Consider the following 17902-nt stretch of genomic DNA (forward strand, 5'->3'; position numbering starts at 1 on the left):
CTATTAAGCTCCGTTCTCTGGCGATTTAGTCAGTTGGCGCCGGAGTCACTGGATTCGAAGGTGCTTCAAGCTTTCCCGACTCTGGCGTTTCACTAGGTACTGGCACTTCCGTTTCACTAGGTTCTGGCGTTTCTGTTGACCCCGGCTCCACGATCTCAGTAGGCACAGATGTCTCCACCTCCGAGTCAACGACTGGAGCAGCTGTGACTGTAACGATGCAGCTGGCTGTAAATAAACCATCCATCGTCGTTACCGTTATCGTTGCCGTACCCACTCCGACAGGCGTAACTTCCCCTGCATTTACTGTCGCAACATTCGGATCGCTTGTTGTCCACGTTACCTCTTTACTCGCAGCATTCTCTGGCGTCACCGCTGCAAGAAGTGCAACTGCAGGGTCACCCGCATTCATCTCAAGTAGGCTTTTGTCAAGCGTCACACCGCTAACGCTTGCTGATCCAGCCTCGCCAATCAACATAGGCTTAAATAGTTTAGACTGTTTATTGGACCCAATGCCTCCGCCCCACTCCAGCCATCCTTTGCGTCCATTGCCGTCATTCTCATTCACAAGAGCGGACAAGCTTAAAATCCCGTCACTCGGAACAATCGGCGACAATTCCGTCCAAGGCAATGCGAGCCGATAGATCGTATCCTTGTTTGTTTCATCTCTCTTAATCTGGAGCTGGCGATTTGTAACCGGTCCGGTCAATACGCCACTCATCGCCATCCACCGATATAATTCCGGTCCGTCTGGCGTCAGCGCCATTCCGTATTCATACCATTCCGCCGCCTCTCCCGGCGTTCCCAAAGAAATAGCGAATTGAATGCTGTCTCCGCTCCAAATCGCATCTCCTGATTTGGTTTGCGAGAATAGATCGTCATGGATCTTTGCCGACAGATAGAGGTGGTCATTATCATACGTAACCCATAGTTTACCGCTCAAATCCTCAGGCCCATTATGCGGTACCACTCTTGAATGTCCTTCCTCAAACAGGTCGATGCCAGGGAGATCGGTTACATCGTCCAGCGCCCCATCCACCTGCACCGTGCGGTTAACGATGGGCGTCATACTTGCGACAGCGATATTGTTCAAGTTGCCTGAAGAAGACAGTACGGTGCCATCATCCAAATAGACGGTAAGCTGGTGAGGCGTTAAAGTTCCCTCTTGCAGTGCAGGTATTGGAAGATCAATTGTATAATCCGTAAAACCAGGCAGCACCGTATTATAAGCTTCTGATTCGGTGTTCGCACCCACCTGCCAATCGATCTGTGTCAACCGCCTATCGACCGGTTTTGTATTATCGATTCGAACTCTCAGGAAGTTGCTGCCCTCCTTCAGCACATGTTTGACAGAAAGCTCCTCTGATTGCTTGATCACCACTGTATTTTTTAACGCTCCGATTTTTTTGCCGCCAACGACAAGCTCCGCCGTCGCTGTGTAGCTGCCAGGTTGACCTATTCCTTGAAATACGACAGGATAGGTGCCGACCGAAGAAGCCTGTATATGTTCAAAGGATCCTTGCAATTGAATGCGAGCGCTTAGTGGATTCCAAGATGATGCTTTGTATACGGATAACGTTACGCTGATAGGATCACCGGTAAAGGAAGGCTCGCTCTTAAGCCTATATTTGCTTCCTTGAATGACTTTATCGATTTTCCCTTGGATGAATAGAGGTTCGCTTGAAGCCGTAATGTAAATTTCCCCGTCCTTCGGCGTATAGGTAGCTGAACGGCCCATCATGTCCGTTACGACCAGCGGTCCATTTGTTTTCAAAGTCAGATCGGTTTCGGTATCCGTCCCTGACCAAAGCACATGAATCGATTTCTGGCCCTTCTTAAATTTATAGCGATAGATGCCGTTCGTAATCTCCTGACCGGTTAAGCTTGCGCCAGTCAACTGCCGCGCTACTGTCGCTAACGCCACATAACCCGGTTTTGGCGTATACGCGCCGAGCGGATCACCGCCATTATGAATAATACCGAAGTTATGCTCGTTATATTTCTTATCCGTTCCGTCGTCCATCAGATCGTACCAGAAGATTTTCTCCACTCCTGCTGCCATGCCAAGTACATAGGTGCGAATCAAATAGGCAGCCTGTGTCCTCTCATCCACCCCGCGGGGGTCAAGCTGCGTCGGCCATCCAATTTCCGAGAACCAGATGGGTTTCGTCTGTCCGTCGTTATAGGTTTTCACCAGTTGATTTAACGAGGCTACCTCGTTAAGCAGTCCTTCCGGCTTGTCGGGATAACGGTAAGGATGTACGGATAAGGTGTCCATGTAGTTTAACCCTCCGAGCTGGAACAAATCTTCAAGCCACTCGGCTGGAATGCCTGCGGTCGCGCCTCCAAGCACATTCAGATCAGGGCGCACCGATTTGGCAGCCTCATAACCTGCTTTCATTAGATTGAAGTATACATCGGGCTGTGATGCAGCTGGCCCATTCCCTCCAAATCCGGGCAGGTTGAACTCGTTCCACATCTCGCCCCATTTGATTTGGCCTCCGAATCGGTTCAGTACGGATTTTGTATAATTCGCATAGGCGGCGTGAGCTTCTGCCGAATAAGGCGTTTGGAAATTATCATAAAATTGATTGGAAAAAGCGAAGGTCATCAGCGGATCGATGCTGTTCTCCAGTAGCCCCTCCATATAGAGTGTAAATTTCGGGTTATAGGTGTAGCTGCCTTTTTTTAGCTCGATCTCAGACCAAAACATCGCATCCCTCACGCTTTTGGCTCCTGCATACTTGACCAAAGGAAGCATCTCACGGTTCCAGCTATGTGCAAAATGCGTCTGTACGCCAAACGGTGATGCCGTCACTGCTGTCAAATCAAACGTTGGCACAGCCGCGAATGTCGTCTCTGTTGTTTTAAGCAAAGTTCCCGATTGATAAGCTGATAGTTTTAAACGATAATAGCCATCTGATTGTACCGGCACCTCAAGCCTGATCTTGCCTCCGGTAACCGGCGAACTTCCAGTTGAACCGGGCTCTCCCCAAGCATCATAAGTTTGCCATGTGACGGTATCTCCCGTCGTTAATACATCAAAAGTGCCTTTGTTTGCACCAGCAAATACGTTGCCAACCTGCGTTTGTGCGATGGCTAAATCAGGAACAGTCACCTTGATTCGGAGATCGTCGAACCATACCGAGCCGCTCTTAAGCCCCGTGCGCAGTCCCGCCCGTGCTACCTTGATCGTCATCTTCTTAAGTGATGGATGAAAGGCTCCGTCATTGGCGCCTCCCCAGTGCGTATATTCGCTGCCGGCATTAAAAGCATTCACGGTAACTTTCTGCCAATCCGTTGTCGGCTGAAGCACCAGCCTTTGCGAGTGGTTTTGGTTCGTTCCGTCCATTAGTACAATATAAATCGATGCAGCGTCCGCAGTTTTCACCCAAAAGGATAAGCTTACCGCATCCGCCGGAACTATTCGTTTCGTCAGATACCGCTCCAGTGCAACGTAAGAGCCGCCGCCATTAAAATCGCCAGCCACCTTGGCCGAGGATAGACCTGTTTTGAATACAGACTGATCTCTTGTAAAGCTTCCTTGCGCCCCGGGAAATTCGGCACCCAGCAGGAAGTCCCATACTTCGTCGGAGCTTTCATAATCGCCTGCTTGCAGCTCTGCGACCACCGCTTCTGCAGCTGCTGCATGTTCATTTTTGCCAAACGTACCAGTTGCCGTCATGATCAATGCAAAGACGAGGAATAATGAAAAAACTTTTTTCATGGTCATCATTTTCCATCCATCCTTTGCTACTCGGATCGGCGATTAACCCTTCCCGAAAAAGTAATGACCGCATTCGGGAAGGGCCTTCCCCTCTACTTCAGATGCTCTTTGTTCGTTTCATACCACTCCTGCACTAACTTCTCTACATTTTCACCGCCCAAACGCTTCCATTCCTTGCGAATATCCTCCATTCCACCCTGCGGCGTAAGCGCGCCTCCTCCAGTAACGATTTTGGCTTCAATTTGCTGCGCAATCGGAGCGAAGGTAGCAATCAGTTGGCTGACCTCAGGCAGATCAGGATTATAGGCAATGTCCCGTCTGTATTTATTTTTCATCGCAATCTCAAGACCTGCTGCTTTAAGCACGGCCTGCTCTTGTGAAATCGGATCCTGCGCCGCCATCACCGCATACCATTCCGGCTTCGGATCCCATTCGTTCAAGATCGCATACTCTCTTGCATAGAACACTTCCTTCTTGAACTTATCAGCGTCGGTCTTCTGCGGAACTTCTCCCACGAGCTTATAATGAACGTCCTTCTCACCGATTCTGAGCGGCTCCCAGCCCTTCTCCAGCATCCAGTCCAAAAATTTGACGCCTGCTTCGATTTTGTCCTCCTTCATATTCGTATTAAAAGCGATATACATATTGGCCGGCACTTCCTGATAAAGGCCATTTTTTCCATACTTCGAAGCAACAGGCTCCAAAGGCACCACTTTTGCATCCGGCATATTTTTCTTCAAATCTACAAACTCTGCGCCCATTGACCATGAGCCAAGATAAATACCCGACTTGCCTGTCGTCCAAAGCTGCAGCGAGCGTTGAAAATTCGTATCCGTAATGTATTCCTTATCGATTAATCCTTCGTCAAAAAGCTGCTTCTGCAAAGCAAGCGAATCGGCATATCGATCCAGTATCCGGCCGAACGTGAGCTTGCCATCTTCCAGATACCATTGGTTTTCGTTATTGAAGAAAAGGGCTCTTAAAATTTGCACTCCGTTGTAATTAAAGGTGATTGGAACCGTGTCCGCCGTGCCGTTGCCGTCCGGATCGCCCTCTTTGAACTTGCGTGCAACCTCAATTAATTCTTCAACTGTTGTCGGAGCTTTCAAACCCAGCTTATCCAACCAATCCTGACGAATCATAATGCCATGATTGGCTATCGTTTCTTGTCCGCGCGCATTTGCGACCGCATACATTTTTCCATTTATCGTTAGGAAGGGTTTAAGTTCTGGATGCTTAGCCAAATAAGCTTTGTACGTTGTGCTGTATTTTTCGATATATTCGTCGATTGGCTGAATCGCTCCCTGTGCAGCGAGCTGGCTAATATAGCTGCGGTCATATTCCCATATGAGATCCGGAGCCGTGCCCGATGCAATCAGCGTGTTTAATTTTTGCTGTACCTGCGTACGCGGCACGGGTACCCATTTGACCTTTGCAGGAGCATTCTCATTGATCCACTTCGTCCAGCGGTTGTTTTCGTAGCTGCCTTCCTCCGATGACACTTCGCCCCGGTCAAGGATAGATACGCTAATCTCTTTCTTTTGCTCTACCACTGGAGCTGGCGCATCCGATTTATTCGGTGCAGCAGAAGGTTTAGTCGGCTCGGATTTCCCCGTGCAGCCAACCAGCAGTACAACAATTAAGCTAGCCAGCATGATCAAGTTACCGATTTTGTTCCCTTTCATCAAATACATCATCCCCTTTTCCTTATTAACCTTTAACCGAACCGATCAAGACACCTTTTACAAAATGTTTCTGAAGGAACGGATATACGCATAGAATAGGCGTGACCGCAATGACGATGGCCGCAGCTTTGATGCCTTCGGGCGTTAACAAGATTTGCCCCGCACCCTCGCTTCCCCCAGTATTGTTAAGCAGGCTTGCATCCACTTGATTAATCATCTGATACAGCTTCACCATTAATGATTGTGACGTCGTTTTTGTTATATAAAGAAGAACGCTGAAATAGGAGTTCCACCAGCCAACGGCGTAGAACAGCGACAAGGAGGCGATGATCGGCTTGCATAGCGGAAGCATGATTTGCATTAAAACCCGCCAATCTCCAGCTCCGTCCATAGCAGCCGACTCTTCAATTTCATCCGGAAGGCCTTCCATGAACGTTTTCATCACAAACATGTTATACGTGCTGATCAGCCCAGGAAGCCATAATGCCCAGTAGGTGTCCATTAAGCCCAGCGTCTTGACGAGAATGAAGCTCGGAATGATCCCAGAAACGAATAACATCGTGAACGTAACGAACATTAGCAGCCCGCTGCGTCCCATCAAGCGGCGTCTTGAAAGCGGATAGGCAGCCAGTATCGTCATGATCATGTTCAACGCGGTACCAACAACCGTGATCAAGACCGTATTTCGCAAGCCGATCAAAATTTGTCCGTCATCAAAAAGCCGATCGTAAGCGTGCAGATTGAATTCAATTGGCCACAGCATCACTTCTCCCGCTGTAATTGCCCGGCTGCTGCTAAAGGATGCTGCCACCTCATACCATAGCGGGAACAGGGCGATTAAGGACGAGAGGCCAAGAAACGCATAAAGGATGATTTTGCTAATCGATGACAGTACAAAAGCTGCGGCAGCATTCCTTTTCACCGTTACCATAACCCCCTTTCGCCGAACTTTCGGATGATCCCGTTAACGCCCACGACTAGAATAAAACCAATCAAGGACTGGAATAACCCAAGCGCTGTCGTGTAGCTGTAATTCATATTTTGCAAACCGACCCGGTATACGTAGGTGCTGATGACATCCGCTACGTCCAGCACGGATTGGTTTTGAAGCACCAGCGTTTGCTCAAGGCCAACATCCATCATATGCCCCATCCGAAGAATCAATAAGATGGCTATCGTGCTGCGAATGCCGGGAAGTGTAATATGCCAAATTTGCCGCAGCTTGTTTGCACCGTCGATTTTGGCTGCTTCATAAAGCTGGGGATCAATCGAAGCCATCGCTGCTAAATAGAGAATCGTCCCCCAGCCCGCTTCGCGCCAAATACCGGATAACGTATACACAACAGGCCACCAAGTCGAATCCGCCATAAAATAAACGGGCTCGATGCCAAATTGTTTTAGAATCAGATTCACGACGCCTGTGCTCGGCGATAGGATCGCAATAACGATTCCGCCCAGCACAACCCAAGAAATGAAGTGAGGCAAATACAACAGGTTCTGAACCGTCCTTTTGTACCATTCTCTGCGCACCTCGTTAAGCAGCAAGGCAAGGAGGATAGGTACCGGAAAACCAAACACGAGACTATAGATGTTCAGCAGCAGCGTATTTCTAAGAATTCTCCAAAAATCCAAGCTTGCGAACAGCATTTGAAAATGATGAAAACCTGCCCATTCGCTTCCCCATATTCCATCAATAAACCTGTAATTTTTGAATGCGATAATTTCGCCCGCCATCGGTGCGTATTTAAAGATGACATAAAACAAGATGACAGGCAGAAGCATCAAATATAAGTGACGATCCCGCTTAAGCCGTATCCAAATCGTCCTCCCCCCCTTTATGTTCCGTCTACAATTCGATCGTACACAAAGCTCGGGAAGCTGAATATAGACATGTTCTGTGCCAGGTGTCTTTTATTGTGAAATGGGCCAGTCGCCTTTCTTGAACAGGTTCATTCTTTTGCTGTGACACGGAAGAAATCCCGCCATTACAAGTAAAAACCCCTACAACTTCTGGATGTTGAAGTAGCTTTGACGGAGAAATATAAGCCTTTTATAAGCTAACAAACTTATAGATACTCATAGTACAAGGAAAAAACCGGGGCAACGCCTCCGCTTAGGAAGTGTGCCACCGGTCTTACGTTCGCTCTGTGCCTTGCCCTGTTTGTTTGCTGATGGCATGCTCGCGGAACTCTGTCGGTGTCATCCCTGTAAATTTTTTAAACGTCCGCAAGAAGCTGCGGGTATTCATATATCCAATCGATTCGGCGATATCGTTCACCTTTTTATCCTTGTTAGCGAGCAGTGCTTTCGAGGCGTCAATTCGAATTTCGATTAGATAGTCGATAAAATTTCGCTCGGTGTATTCTTTAAACTGCTTGCTAATATAGGTTGGGCTCAAATGAAACTGTTCAGCGAGCCGATCGAGCGACAAATCATTTTCATGGTAATGGGCTTGAATGTAGGTAAGCATCCGCTCAATCGTGTCATTTTTCCCTCTCAGGCTTCGTTTGCTTGTAAGCTTAGCAGCTAGCTCCTCAAGAACAGCCAGGACGAGGGCCTCTGCTTGCTTCCAATCCTCACTATGCTCAATCTTCTCATAAATGCTGTCCAAGTTGCCCATCGACTCCTCGGGACCGATTCCGATTGCATCCGCAACCTGCAGCGCCTTCACGATTAAATCGAACGAAAACTGGCGGATGAGGTCAGGAGGCAAGCCTAGTTCCACCGCCTTCTCAAAGGCTTGGTGCACATCCTCCTTTATTTTATCTGTATCCGTCTGCTTGAGCGCCTCCATAATTCGAGTAGCCTTCCGATTCAAACGGTAATAGTCTTGACTGTCCGGCGGTTGCAAATCCTCGATTGAAATGACGGAATGGCTGCCAAAAAGCATCTTGTAGCGGAGCGCCTTGCGCGACTCGCCGTAGGAGCTTTGAATATCGCCGAGTTCCTTGACTCCTCTGCCTACACCCACCGTAGCGACTAATCCGAATTGCTTCTTAATCACCTCAAGTATCCATTCCAAAATTGCGAGCGCGCGCAAATGGTTTTGTTCCGCTTCGCCCTCTGCGAAACTAAAGACAAGCGCCGCTCGTCCGCCGCCTAAATCGATTGCGACTCCAGCATCCTCTTTGCCCATCATCTCCTCCGCCACGTTGCAAAACACATACGTATACAACGTTTCATCACGCGGGCTTAAGCAGTCTTCTGGTTTCGCAATTTCTGCCGTACATACAAGGTAGCGCTCTGAATAGAGCTTAATGCCTGTAAATTCAAAGTGATGCCGCAAAGCTTGGTAGTCCGTTCGGTAGCCGGTCAGCATATCCATAATCAGTCTCCATTTGAGTACGGATTTGGAATCCCGCACATGCTTCTCCAAGTGCTCCCGATTCTCCATCATTTGCTCAAACACCGTCTCCAAATAAGTGAATCCCGCCGTATCAAATCCGCGCTTCTTATCTGGCTGGTAGGTCCCTGAAAGCTTGCTAACCAGTCGATCAAGCGGCTTGAAGGTTAATCGATTGATGTAGAACAATACAATTAGCGCTAGAACGATCATTACGCCAGCCAATATGAACAGAAGATTGCGGGTAATCTGAAGCGGCTCGTAAATTTGTGATTCCGGCATGATGCTGACCATTTTCCACCCCGTATAGGCGGAAGTCCTGTAAAATACGGTTTGCGGGATCCCGTCCAGCTTGACTGATAGGGAGCCGCTGCCTTCTGCTGAGAGTACGTTTTTCATATAGGGCAATTGCTTTAAATTTTGGTAAAGGAGCGTTTTGTCATCGTGGCTGACAACTTTTCCATCTGCGTCGAATATAAACAGATGGCCAGCCGAGCTTTCCTCATAGACCGATTTAATCATATCGTAGAGAACAACCTCGTTAATGTTAACGGCAACGATGCCGTTACGATAACCGGGACTGCTGAGCGTCGGGTAGGAGCGCACCAGTGTCACAACGTCTTGAGTCGTCGTTCCATCCCACACCGGATGGGTCGTCATCCACTTGAAATAACCCGGCATGTCCATATAATCAGCCAGCCAGTTGTCTAACGATGAAATATCGTTCATATAAGCCTTTTCGGTTAAAATATCGCCGTTTACAGCAGAGTAAACAAAAATGGATGAGAATGTGGGATTCGCGTTAATAAAGTTTTTTAATTTTGTCGTAAGCCCATAATAGTTGCTGTATTTTTGGGCATCGTCATTGTAGCTATCCAGCATGAAGTAGACAAATTCGAGCTCTTCCATAAGCGCGAGCAAATCTTTCTCGGTTTGACGGAACGCCACTTCAATCTTTTGGTCTACTTGCTTGAGTAGAGCGAGATTCGTATTGGTCAGATCGGCCTCAAGCGGACCAACCGTACCCCGGTAGGACAACCAGAAGGTTAAGACAATAATCAGCAGAAATGTGCTTCCGTAAATGATCATCACTTTTCCCGAAATGCTGGATTTCATTCAAAACCTCCTCACGGGATGCAGCTTGTTCATTACTATATGCATCATATGAGTCTGGCATTATACATTCATAGCTTCCTCTATCAGCATTGAATACAAATTCTTCTGCTTCAATAAAAACCGTGGAAGGGTATCCTACTCGCCTTAAGCGATATGGAAACTTCCAAAATGCAAAAGCTAATTGATGCGTTCAGCAGTTAATTGCGTATTAGTTATGATTTCTTAAATACGAATCAATTTGTATCTATTGCACATGAGCTAGAGTGGCATATTAAGCCGTTTTAGGGAGGAACGCTGTGCAATCAAATAGAAAATTACAGCCACTTTATCGAAATATTGAATGCAGATGATGGGATCGGAATGGACGAAGAAGAATTGGGGCAACTGTTGGATGGGAAGTATAACGAACAACGAGGAATTGGTTTATTGAATACGGATCGCCGATTAAAACAGTTATATGGTCATGGACTTGTCATTACAAGCAAGCTTAATTTTGGAACCAAGGTATCATTCCAGATTCCCTAAAATGAATAAATAAAAAAAGCGACATTGCCCACCAAGGGTAAGTCGCTTTCTGTTTATTTGCCAAAAGTACCTGATTTGATTTTTTTTACATCATACATATTTACCGATGAATCAACGATATATGAAGGACGCTGCTCATCTTTTTTGTTCCGATGGCCAGCAATATGGACGGGATCTTTCTCCCAATTTTTCCAAGCTTCATCAGACTCCCAACGGATCATAATAACAACTTCTTCCGTTTCTTTTGCTTTTCTATTCACCATAATATTAATATCGATAAGACCTTCCTTGCCGTCAATATAGCCCTCTTGCCCAAAATTGTCGACAACTTGCTGTGAATTTCCCTTTTCCACTACAATTGATCTCAATTGAATGAACACAGAAATCCCTCCTATATCATTTTAAAAACTACCACTTAACTATATCGATAACGATTCTCATTGTCAAATGTACATTGTTAAAATGTTCCTATTCAGGTCGCATATTTTTCTTCTCTCCCCTTCTGATTTAAGGAAACGACTAAAATTTTATTAATCGTCAGCAAGTAACGACTAACATGTCAAAAAAATGATAAAATAGATGATGATAATACCAAAAAGGCGGAGATTACATGGGACATCCATTCATTATTGAACCGATATCGTACATTAGCTTCGAAAACGAAGCAGAGCAAATAGAAAAATGCAAGGAATGGGGTTTGCTTTCTGAGAAGGCTGCCAAAACAAAAGTATTTTTCTATAAAGGAAACGGCATGAATCTCGAATGCATTATTATTGGATATGTAGATAAAATGACTGCTGTCATTTCGTTTGAAAATGAACAAAAGCATTGTATCCACCCCTCCTACTTAAAGGAAATGCAAGCTTCTAGTTATGGCCAGAAGACTTCCAATGCAGTAGAAGAGATTGCACCTGCACAAGAGATTGAAGCTGATAAAAATGACGTTCTGCTAGAAACATCACAAAATAATGATGCAGCAGCGATTTCGGAGACGATACCAGCGCCTGATTCAGTAGAAAAAGTACATAAAGCAGCAGCAGCTCCAAAAGAAAAAACGAAAAAAGAAAAGGCGCCAAAACTGCAGCTCCCTGAAGATAAGATCAAGATGGTTGCAACAGTAAAAGAGTTTACGACTGTACCTAACAATTTTTCTGATACAGATGACGAGGTTGTTATTTACAATGCAGTAGCCATTCAAGATCCTGCTATGGAGATCGGCGATGCTTGGTCCAGCCATAGCGCTACCCTCAAAAAGCTTGAGCTGGAAATCGGCGATATCCTTCATTTTGAAGGAAAAATAGTCGCTAAAAAGCTTACTAAGCACCCTGTTCCTTACAAAATCAATAACCCTGCAAAAATTCAAAAAGAAAAATCAGAATAAACCCATTCATAGTTGAGGTATACTTTGAGCTTTGCTTCTAACCTACAGGAGTAAAGCTTTTTTCTGATCGAACTTTATAGTTTCAAACTATAAAATAGATAGGAATAATATATTTTACTTATATATAATCTTTGTGTGAGAATAGGTTTACCAATAGTTAGGGGATGATATTATGCCTTCCGGCCAATTTTGGAAAACCGAATTATATGACAACAAACTGGGTTTTGTATCTGAGTACGGGAAGGAAGTTGTAGAATTATTAAGTCCTGTCTCAGGCGAGAAAATATTAGATGTAGGGTGTGGCACCGGAGATTTGGCCTATGAAATATCGAAAACGGGAGCAACAGTTGTAGGCATGGATTTTTCTGCGGAAATGATTGAAAAAGCACAAGTGAAATATCCAACCATTCATTTTTTCACTGGAAATGGTGAGCAGTTTCAGTTAGATGAAACATTTGATGCTGTATTCTCTAATGCGGCATTGCATTGGATGAAAAATGCAAAACAAGTGGTTGAAAATGTGTGGAATGTGCTAAATAGCGGCGGCAGATTTGTTGCTGAGTTTGGAGGCAAAGGAAATGTTAATCGAATAGTAAAAGCAACAACAGCTGTGCTTGATGAGGATTATGCTATTGATGCAGAAAAGTTAAATCCTTGGTTCTTTCCGAGCATTTCAGAATATAGCGCTCTACTTGAACAACAAGGCTTTCGTGTAACTTATGCCATTCTTTTTGATCGGCCTACGAAGATGGAAGACGGTGAAGAAGGACTAAATCACTGGTTATCTGGTTTTGCAAATCATTTTTTCGCTAATGTATCGGAAGAAGATAAAAAGTTGCTATACGCTAAAATAGCCGCAAGAGTAAGAAATGATTTATTCCATGATGGTACATGGGATGTGGATTATGTGCGGATTAGAGTAAAAGCTATTAAGCCATAACTTTAAAGCCCCTATAAATAGAGAAAAAGACTGCTGCTTAACCTTGTACGGTTTTAAGCAGCAGTCTTCTCTATTAAGAAGCAATCAGATGATAGGATGATTAACGAATACGATAGCTGAGATCGTTCCAACGAAGCTCGTTGCGAACACTGCGTACCGTTGAATGCTTATCGATTACTACGGTTTCAATGCCAACTTGATCCGCCCAGTCTACAAGCTGCTCAGTCGTTACGACATATGAGAATACGGTGTGATGAGCGCCGCCAGCGTAAATCCAGCTCTCTGCTGCATCTCGAAGCGATGGTTCTGGTTTCCACAACACACGAGCTACTGGAAGCTTCGGCATTTCATGAGTAGGCTTCACTGCATCCACTTGGTTAATGATCAAGCGGAAACGATTGCCTAGATCGATGAGTGAAGCATTAAGCGCAGCACCAGAGCGTCCATCGAATACAATCCGTGCTGGATCCGCTTTGCCGCCGATGCCAAGCGGATGAACTTCGATTTTTGGACGGCTATCCGCTATTGTAGGACATACCTCAAGCATATGTGATCCAAGTACGAGCTCGTTGCCTTCTTCTAGATGATAAGTATAGTCCTCCATAAATGAAGTACCTTTGTTATTGGCAATCAGCTTCATCATGCGAGTAAGTGCAGATGTTTTCCAGTCGCCCTCGCCACCAAAGCCGTATCCTTGCTCCATCAAGCGCTGAACTGCAAGACCTGGAAGCTGCTTCATGCCATGCAAATCTTCAAATGACGTAGTAAATGCGGAGAAACCGCCCTCTTGTAAAAATGCTTTTAGGCCAAGCTCAATACGAGCCTGCTCGCCAATGGAAGCCCATGAAGCTGCATTGCCGCGTGTCTCGGACGAAATATCGTACTGCTCGTTGTATTCCTCAAGCAGCTGTTTTACTTCTGAATCTGAAACCTCATTCATACGAGCAACAAGATCACCAATGCCATAACCATTAATCGACCATCCGAATTTGATTTGCGCTTCAACTTTGTCGCCTTCCGTAACCGAAACTTGACGCATATTGTCTCCGAAGCGAGCAACCTTAAGATGACGGCCTTCATTAACTGCAATTGCCGTTCCCATCCAGCTGGCAATGCGGGAACGAGTAACGCCATCCTCCCAGTGACCCGTAACGACTTTGCGCTCAAGGCCTAGTCGGGCGAAAATATGGCCGTATTCTCGGTCGCCATGCGCGGATTGATTCGTATTCATAAAGTCCATATCAATCGTTTCCCAAGGAATATCACGGTTGAATTGAGTATGAAGGTGTAGTAATGGCTTACGCAGCTCAGACAACCCATGAATCCACATTTTTGCAGGTGAGAAGGTATGCATCCAAGTGATGATGCCTGCACAGTTCTCATCCGCTTTCGCTTCTAAGCAAAGCTTGTAAATTTCTTCTGGAGTTGTTACTACAGGTTTAAATACAATTTCGGATGAAATAACAGAATCATCATTCAACGCCGCAGCAATAATACGTGAATGCTGTGCAACCTCTTCTAATGTTTCTGGTCCGTACAAGTGCTGGCTTCCGGTAACAAACCAAAATTGATAGGGCTTAACTTGTAACATGGAATGGTTCCTCCTCAAGTTTTGCGAATGCAAAACAGCTTCGTAAGCATTCGCTTCAAGTTTTGCGAATGCAAAACAGCTTCGTAAGCATTCGCTTTAAGTTTTGCGAATGCAAAACAGCTATGTAAGCATTCACCGAGTATTAAACGTATTTTTAGAAATAACGCCTCTTCTCAACTTGTACGGACATTAGTGCTAGTTATCACTGGTATGACGATGCACTTGTACATACAACTTGACTCACGTTTATCATACTCCGAACCATTAATGTTTTCAATATGCAGCTCCTATAAAATTTCTTAAGTGATTCAAATTTGTTCCAGTCGGTATGTATAGCCGCAAAATGAACAACGAAATAATACGCTTTTATCGCCAACTTTGATAGTAAGCCTCTCATCGTCCTCTATTTCAATAAACTCTCTGCCCTGCTCGTCCCGATCTCCCGTAGCAAACATTACTGTTTTATTCCCGCACTCGCACTCAAAACTCATCATGATATTGTTGCTCCTCTATTATTGTAGATTTACTAAATTATGCTCTTTTTTACACTGATTTTTGCTCTGTCAGCAACAGCATTTACTTATTTGCTGTAATAAACAGCCATTTTCATAACTTACGAATAAATACCAGCCTCTAAATGCGTCGGTTTCATTGCTTCATTGTGTTAGCTTCGATATAATTATCGTTGACATTATTATATTACAAAAACAAGGTCAAGGAAGGGTTACGAATAACATGTACATAGCAGATAAATGGGTAGACTACGAGGTTATAGATACAGGAGACGGAGATAAGCTCGAACGTTGGGGCAATTATACACTCCGCCGTCCAGATCCACAAATTATTTGGCCGATCACAAATGAAACAGGTCTTTGGAAAAAAGCCGATGGCCATTACCATAGAAGCAATTCCGGTGGCGGTCAATGGTCGATGAGCGAATCATTGCCTGAACGCTGGACAATTTCTTATGGCGAACTAAACTTCCATATCAAGCCGACAAACTTCAAGCATACAGGATTATTTCCTGAGCAAGCCGTTAACTGGAGCTGGATGATGGACAAAATCCGTAATGCTGGACGTCCTATTCGTGTCTTGAATCTCTTTGCCTATTCGGGCGGTGCCACTGTTGCAGCCGCAGCAGCAGGTGCTGAAGTATGCCACGTTGACGCAGCTAAGGGTATGGTCCAATGGGCAAAAGATAACGCCCAGCTGTCTGGACTTGAGTCCGCTCCAATTCGCTATATTACGGATGACGTGTTCAAATTCGTTCAACGCGAGCAGCGCCGCGGCAAGCAGTATGATGCGATTATTATGGATCCACCTTCTTATGGACGTGGCACGAATGGTGAAACATGGAAGCTCGAAGAAAATTTGTTTCCATTCTTACAATCCTGTACATCGATTTTGTCTGACAATCCATTGTTCCTACTCATCAACTCCTATACAACTGGATTATCGCAATCTGTTCTGCACAACCTGCTGCATATGACAATGAATGCCAAATACGGTGGCGAAATCAATTGTGGAGAAATCGGATTGCCGATTACGAAGTCCGGCCTTAATTTGCCGTGCGGAATACTGGGACGTTGGGAGTCTAAGTAATGTCGATCAAGGTTCTGTTCGAGGACAATCATGTAATAGCTGTCGTTAAGCCGCCTGGCGTCCTCTCACAAGAGGATGACACCGGCGATGCTGATATGCTTACCCTGCTTAAGCAGGATATAAAGGAACGATATAACAAGCCGGGAAACGTCTTTCTCGGCCTCGTTCACCGTCTTGACCGTATGGTTGGCGGCGTTATGATTTTTGCCAAAACCTCAAAAGCTGCGTCCAGATTATCCGAATCGGTTCGCAGTAGACATTTTGGCAAAACTTATGTTTGTGTTGTACAAGGTACGCCAAAACAATCTCAAGCGCGTTTAACTCATTTTATTGTTAAGAACAGTAAACAAAATCAAGTAACCGTCTATAACAAACCCACGAATGAGGCGAAAGAAGCGATTTTGGATTACGAGGTAGCAGCTGTATCTGGCCGTTATTCATTGATTGCGGTGAAGCTGCATACCGGAAGACCTCATCAAATCCGTGCACAGCTGGCTCATATCGGCTGTCCGCTCGTAGGCGACCTGAAATACGGCGCGAAACCAACAAGCGGCATATCCGAAATTGCGTTATGGTCAACCTCGGTTTCAGCCCCTCATCCTATAACAAAGGAATGGATGAGTTTTCGTTCCGTTCCAACAGGCTCTGATGTTTGGAATTGGTGGACTAGTTCGCAGCTTGAAGACGCCTCCAGTATGCTGAGCAATACGTAACAAGGAAGGACGAAATACTAATGCGCCGTAAAAGGCACCGAAAAACAAATTCAATACTATTATTACTAAGTTTACTTGGCTTACTGGTTATATTTTTAATGCCCTCCATTTACGAGAGGGCTTCTGCACCTGCCAGCTCGCTTCCTACAGCTTCAATTGACCCCACTCCTACTGAGCAAGCAGTCGTAACCCCATCACCATCTCCTGAACCGACAGCACCACCAGAGCCTGTTTTTGCCGATGCCGTATGGATGGCCGTAGGCGACATCATGATGCATACGCCCCAGCTGCCCGGAGCTTTTGACAAGAAAACGAATCGATATGACTTCAAGCCGTTTTTTGCAGAGGTTAAACCGATTTTGGAGCAAGGAGATTGGGTTATTGCCAACCTAGAAACACCAATTGCTGGTGTGGAATATGGCTATACTGGATATCCAACGTTTAATGCGCCAACCGAACTTGGAGAGGCGATCAAGGATGCTGGATTTAACTTAATAACAAATGCCAACAATCATTCACTTGATAAAGGTGAGTCAGGTGTGCTTCGCACTCTCGAGAACTTAAAGAAGCTTGGTCTTCCAAGCAAGGGAACAGCCGCATCGCAAGAAGAAGCAGACCAAGCTGTCCTATCCGAGAAAAATGGCATCGTTATGGGATTGTTAGCTTACACCTATGGAACAAATGGCATTCCAATTCCAGAAGGCAAACCTTACCTCGTTTCGCTTATTGATGAAGAGAAGATTAAAGCAGACATCATTCGGCTGCGTGAAGCAGGTGCTGACTTTATTACCGTTTCTCTGCATTTCGGAACTGAATATCAGATTATACCAAATGAAGAACAAAAACGTCTCGCTCGTTCGCTTGTCGCTGCGGGAGCTGATATTATTGCCGGTTCGCATCCCCATGTTGTCCAGCCCTATGAAGTGCTTGAAACAACCGATGAGAAAGGTCATGTAAAAAAGGGACTTATTATTTATTCTATGGGAAATTTTATTTCTAATCAGCGGGGCGAATCGAAGGATTACGGAGTTATTTTTAAAGTTAATGTTCGTAAAAATATGACAGACGGCACAGTTACTATAACTGATGTTGAATCCATTCCGACATGGGTGCATCGCTACAAGCCTGATCGTTCCTTTCGCTATCGCATCTTGCCAATCGAAGAAACATTAGCTGCTTCAAATGATACCTTGCTAACGCAAGCCGACTACGAGGTGCTCCAAAAAAATTACGATATGCTGCGCAATCGGCTCGATTCTATGAAATAAGCGTTGAATGGCGA

At 45.4% G+C, this 17902-nt stretch carries 15 protein-coding genes; 6 read left to right on the forward strand and 9 right to left on the reverse strand.

All coding sequences use genetic code 11. The features are described 5' to 3' along the window. Window positions 1–25: 25 nt before the first annotated feature. The 5 genes from MHH56_RS17425 to MHH56_RS17445 form a co-directional block, all read right to left on the reverse strand. Entirely contained in the window at window positions 26–3733 is a 3708-nt protein-coding gene (locus tag MHH56_RS17425; RefSeq protein ID WP_339202793.1) for an Ig-like domain-containing protein, read from the reverse strand. Between the two features lie 83 nt (window positions 3734–3816). Continuing rightward, window positions 3817–5409 (reverse strand): extracellular solute-binding protein, encoded by a 1593-nt coding sequence (locus tag MHH56_RS17430; RefSeq protein WP_339202794.1) that lies wholly within the window; start codon window positions 5407–5409, stop codon window positions 3817–3819. Window positions 5410–5434: 25 nt separating this feature from the next. Continuing rightward, window positions 5435–6331: a carbohydrate ABC transporter permease gene (locus MHH56_RS17435; protein ID WP_339202796.1), complete on the reverse strand. Its 897-nt coding sequence runs from the start codon at window positions 6329–6331 to the stop codon at window positions 5435–5437. A gap of 2 nt (window positions 6332–6333) precedes the next feature. Then, window positions 6334–7191, reverse strand: coding sequence for an ABC transporter permease subunit (locus MHH56_RS17440; protein ID WP_339209635.1), 858 nt, complete (start codon window positions 7189–7191; stop codon window positions 6334–6336). Window positions 7192–7543: 352 nt separating this feature from the next. After that, entirely contained in the window at window positions 7544–9868 is a 2325-nt protein-coding gene (locus tag MHH56_RS17445) for a helix-turn-helix domain-containing protein (protein ID WP_339202798.1), read from the reverse strand. 336 nt (window positions 9869–10204) lie between these two features. On the opposite strand from MHH56_RS17445, the gene MHH56_RS17450 reads away from it, so the two are divergent. Further along, window positions 10205–10393: an ATP-binding protein gene (locus MHH56_RS17450; protein ID WP_339202800.1), complete on the forward strand. Its 189-nt coding sequence runs from the start codon at window positions 10205–10207 to the stop codon at window positions 10391–10393. A gap of 53 nt (window positions 10394–10446) precedes the next feature. Here the strand turns inward: MHH56_RS17450 and MHH56_RS17455 are convergent, their stop codons facing one another. Next, window positions 10447–10773, reverse strand: a complete 327-nt coding sequence (locus tag MHH56_RS17455; protein ID WP_339202802.1) for an antibiotic biosynthesis monooxygenase — start codon at window positions 10771–10773, stop codon at window positions 10447–10449. Between the two features lie 230 nt (window positions 10774–11003). On the opposite strand from MHH56_RS17455, the gene MHH56_RS17460 reads away from it, so the two are divergent. Together MHH56_RS17460 and MHH56_RS17465 are read left to right on the forward strand one after the other, a co-directional pair. Next, window positions 11004–11774 (forward strand): hypothetical protein, encoded by a 771-nt coding sequence (locus MHH56_RS17460; protein WP_339202803.1) that lies wholly within the window; start codon window positions 11004–11006, stop codon window positions 11772–11774. A 172-nt stretch (window positions 11775–11946) separates the two neighbouring features. Then, window positions 11947–12714, forward strand: coding sequence for a methyltransferase domain-containing protein (locus tag MHH56_RS17465; protein WP_339202804.1), 768 nt, complete (start codon window positions 11947–11949; stop codon window positions 12712–12714). Window positions 12715–12814: 100 nt separating this feature from the next. Here MHH56_RS17465 and araA read toward each other — a convergent pair whose 3' ends face one another. Both araA and MHH56_RS17475 read right to left on the reverse strand, forming a co-directional pair. Further along, window positions 12815–14305, reverse strand: coding sequence for an L-arabinose isomerase (araA, locus tag MHH56_RS17470; protein ID WP_339202805.1), 1491 nt, complete (start codon window positions 14303–14305; stop codon window positions 12815–12817). Window positions 14306–14613: 308 nt separating this feature from the next. Next, complete coding sequence (locus MHH56_RS17475; RefSeq protein ID WP_339202807.1) at window positions 14614–14799, reverse strand: hypothetical protein; 186 nt, start codon at window positions 14797–14799, stop codon at window positions 14614–14616. Window positions 14800–15040: 241 nt separating this feature from the next. On the opposite strand from MHH56_RS17475, the gene MHH56_RS17480 reads away from it, so the two are divergent. Together MHH56_RS17480 and MHH56_RS17485 are read left to right on the forward strand one after the other, a co-directional pair. After that, window positions 15041–15907: a class I SAM-dependent methyltransferase gene (locus MHH56_RS17480; protein ID WP_339202809.1), complete on the forward strand. Its 867-nt coding sequence runs from the start codon at window positions 15041–15043 to the stop codon at window positions 15905–15907. After that, window positions 15907–16620, forward strand: coding sequence for an RluA family pseudouridine synthase (locus MHH56_RS17485; protein WP_339202810.1), 714 nt, complete (start codon window positions 15907–15909; stop codon window positions 16618–16620). The genes MHH56_RS17480 and MHH56_RS17485 overlap by 1 nt, the downstream gene beginning before the upstream one ends. Window positions 16621–16729: 109 nt before the next feature. On the opposite strand, the gene MHH56_RS17490 is transcribed toward MHH56_RS17485, so the two are convergent. Next, the gene (locus MHH56_RS17490) at window positions 16730–16891 is read right to left on the reverse strand and encodes a hypothetical protein (RefSeq protein ID WP_339202812.1); all 162 of its coding nucleotides are present in this window, start codon (window positions 16889–16891) and stop codon (window positions 16730–16732) included. Between MHH56_RS17490 and MHH56_RS17495 the strand changes: the two genes are divergently transcribed. Beyond that, on the forward strand, window positions 16890–17888 hold the full coding sequence (locus MHH56_RS17495; protein WP_339202814.1) for a CapA family protein: 999 nt from the start codon (window positions 16890–16892) through the stop codon (window positions 17886–17888). The two genes, MHH56_RS17490 and MHH56_RS17495, sit on opposite strands and share 2 nt — an antisense overlap. The last annotated feature ends 14 nt before the right edge of the window (window positions 17889–17902 follow it).

It is taken from the genome of Paenibacillus sp. FSL K6-3182 (genome assembly GCF_037976325.1).
Classification (GTDB): domain Bacteria; phylum Bacillota; class Bacilli; order Paenibacillales; family Paenibacillaceae; genus Pristimantibacillus.

Coding starts and splice junctions, on each gene's coding strand:
- MHH56_RS17425 (WP_339202793.1), bottom strand. CDS start 3,733: ATGATGACCATGAAAAAAGTTTTTTCATTATTCCTCGTCTTTGCATTG.
- MHH56_RS17430 (WP_339202794.1), bottom strand. CDS start 5,409: ATGAAAGGGAACAAAATCGGTAACTTGATCATGCTGGCTAGCTTAATT.
- MHH56_RS17440 (WP_339209635.1), bottom strand. CDS start 7,191: ATGCTTCTGCCTGTCATCTTGTTTTATGTCATCTTTAAATACGCACCG.
- MHH56_RS17445 (WP_339202798.1), bottom strand. CDS start 9,868: ATGAAATCCAGCATTTCGGGAAAAGTGATGATCATTTACGGAAGCACA.
- MHH56_RS17460 (WP_339202803.1), top strand. CDS start 11,004: ATGGGACATCCATTCATTATTGAACCGATATCGTACATTAGCTTCGAA.
- MHH56_RS17465 (WP_339202804.1), top strand. CDS start 11,947: ATGCCTTCCGGCCAATTTTGGAAAACCGAATTATATGACAACAAACTG.
- araA (WP_339202805.1), bottom strand. CDS start 14,305: ATGTTACAAGTTAAGCCCTATCAATTTTGGTTTGTTACCGGAAGCCAG.
- MHH56_RS17475 (WP_339202807.1), bottom strand. CDS start 14,799: ATGATGAGTTTTGAGTGCGAGTGCGGGAATAAAACAGTAATGTTTGCT.
- MHH56_RS17480 (WP_339202809.1), top strand. CDS start 15,041: ATGTACATAGCAGATAAATGGGTAGACTACGAGGTTATAGATACAGGA.
- MHH56_RS17485 (WP_339202810.1), top strand. CDS start 15,907: ATGTCGATCAAGGTTCTGTTCGAGGACAATCATGTAATAGCTGTCGTT.
- MHH56_RS17495 (WP_339202814.1), top strand. CDS start 16,890: ATGATGCATACGCCCCAGCTGCCCGGAGCTTTTGACAAGAAAACGAAT.
- MHH56_RS17490 (WP_339202812.1), bottom strand. CDS start 16,891: ATGATGTCGCCTACGGCCATCCATACGGCATCGGCAAAAACAGGCTCT.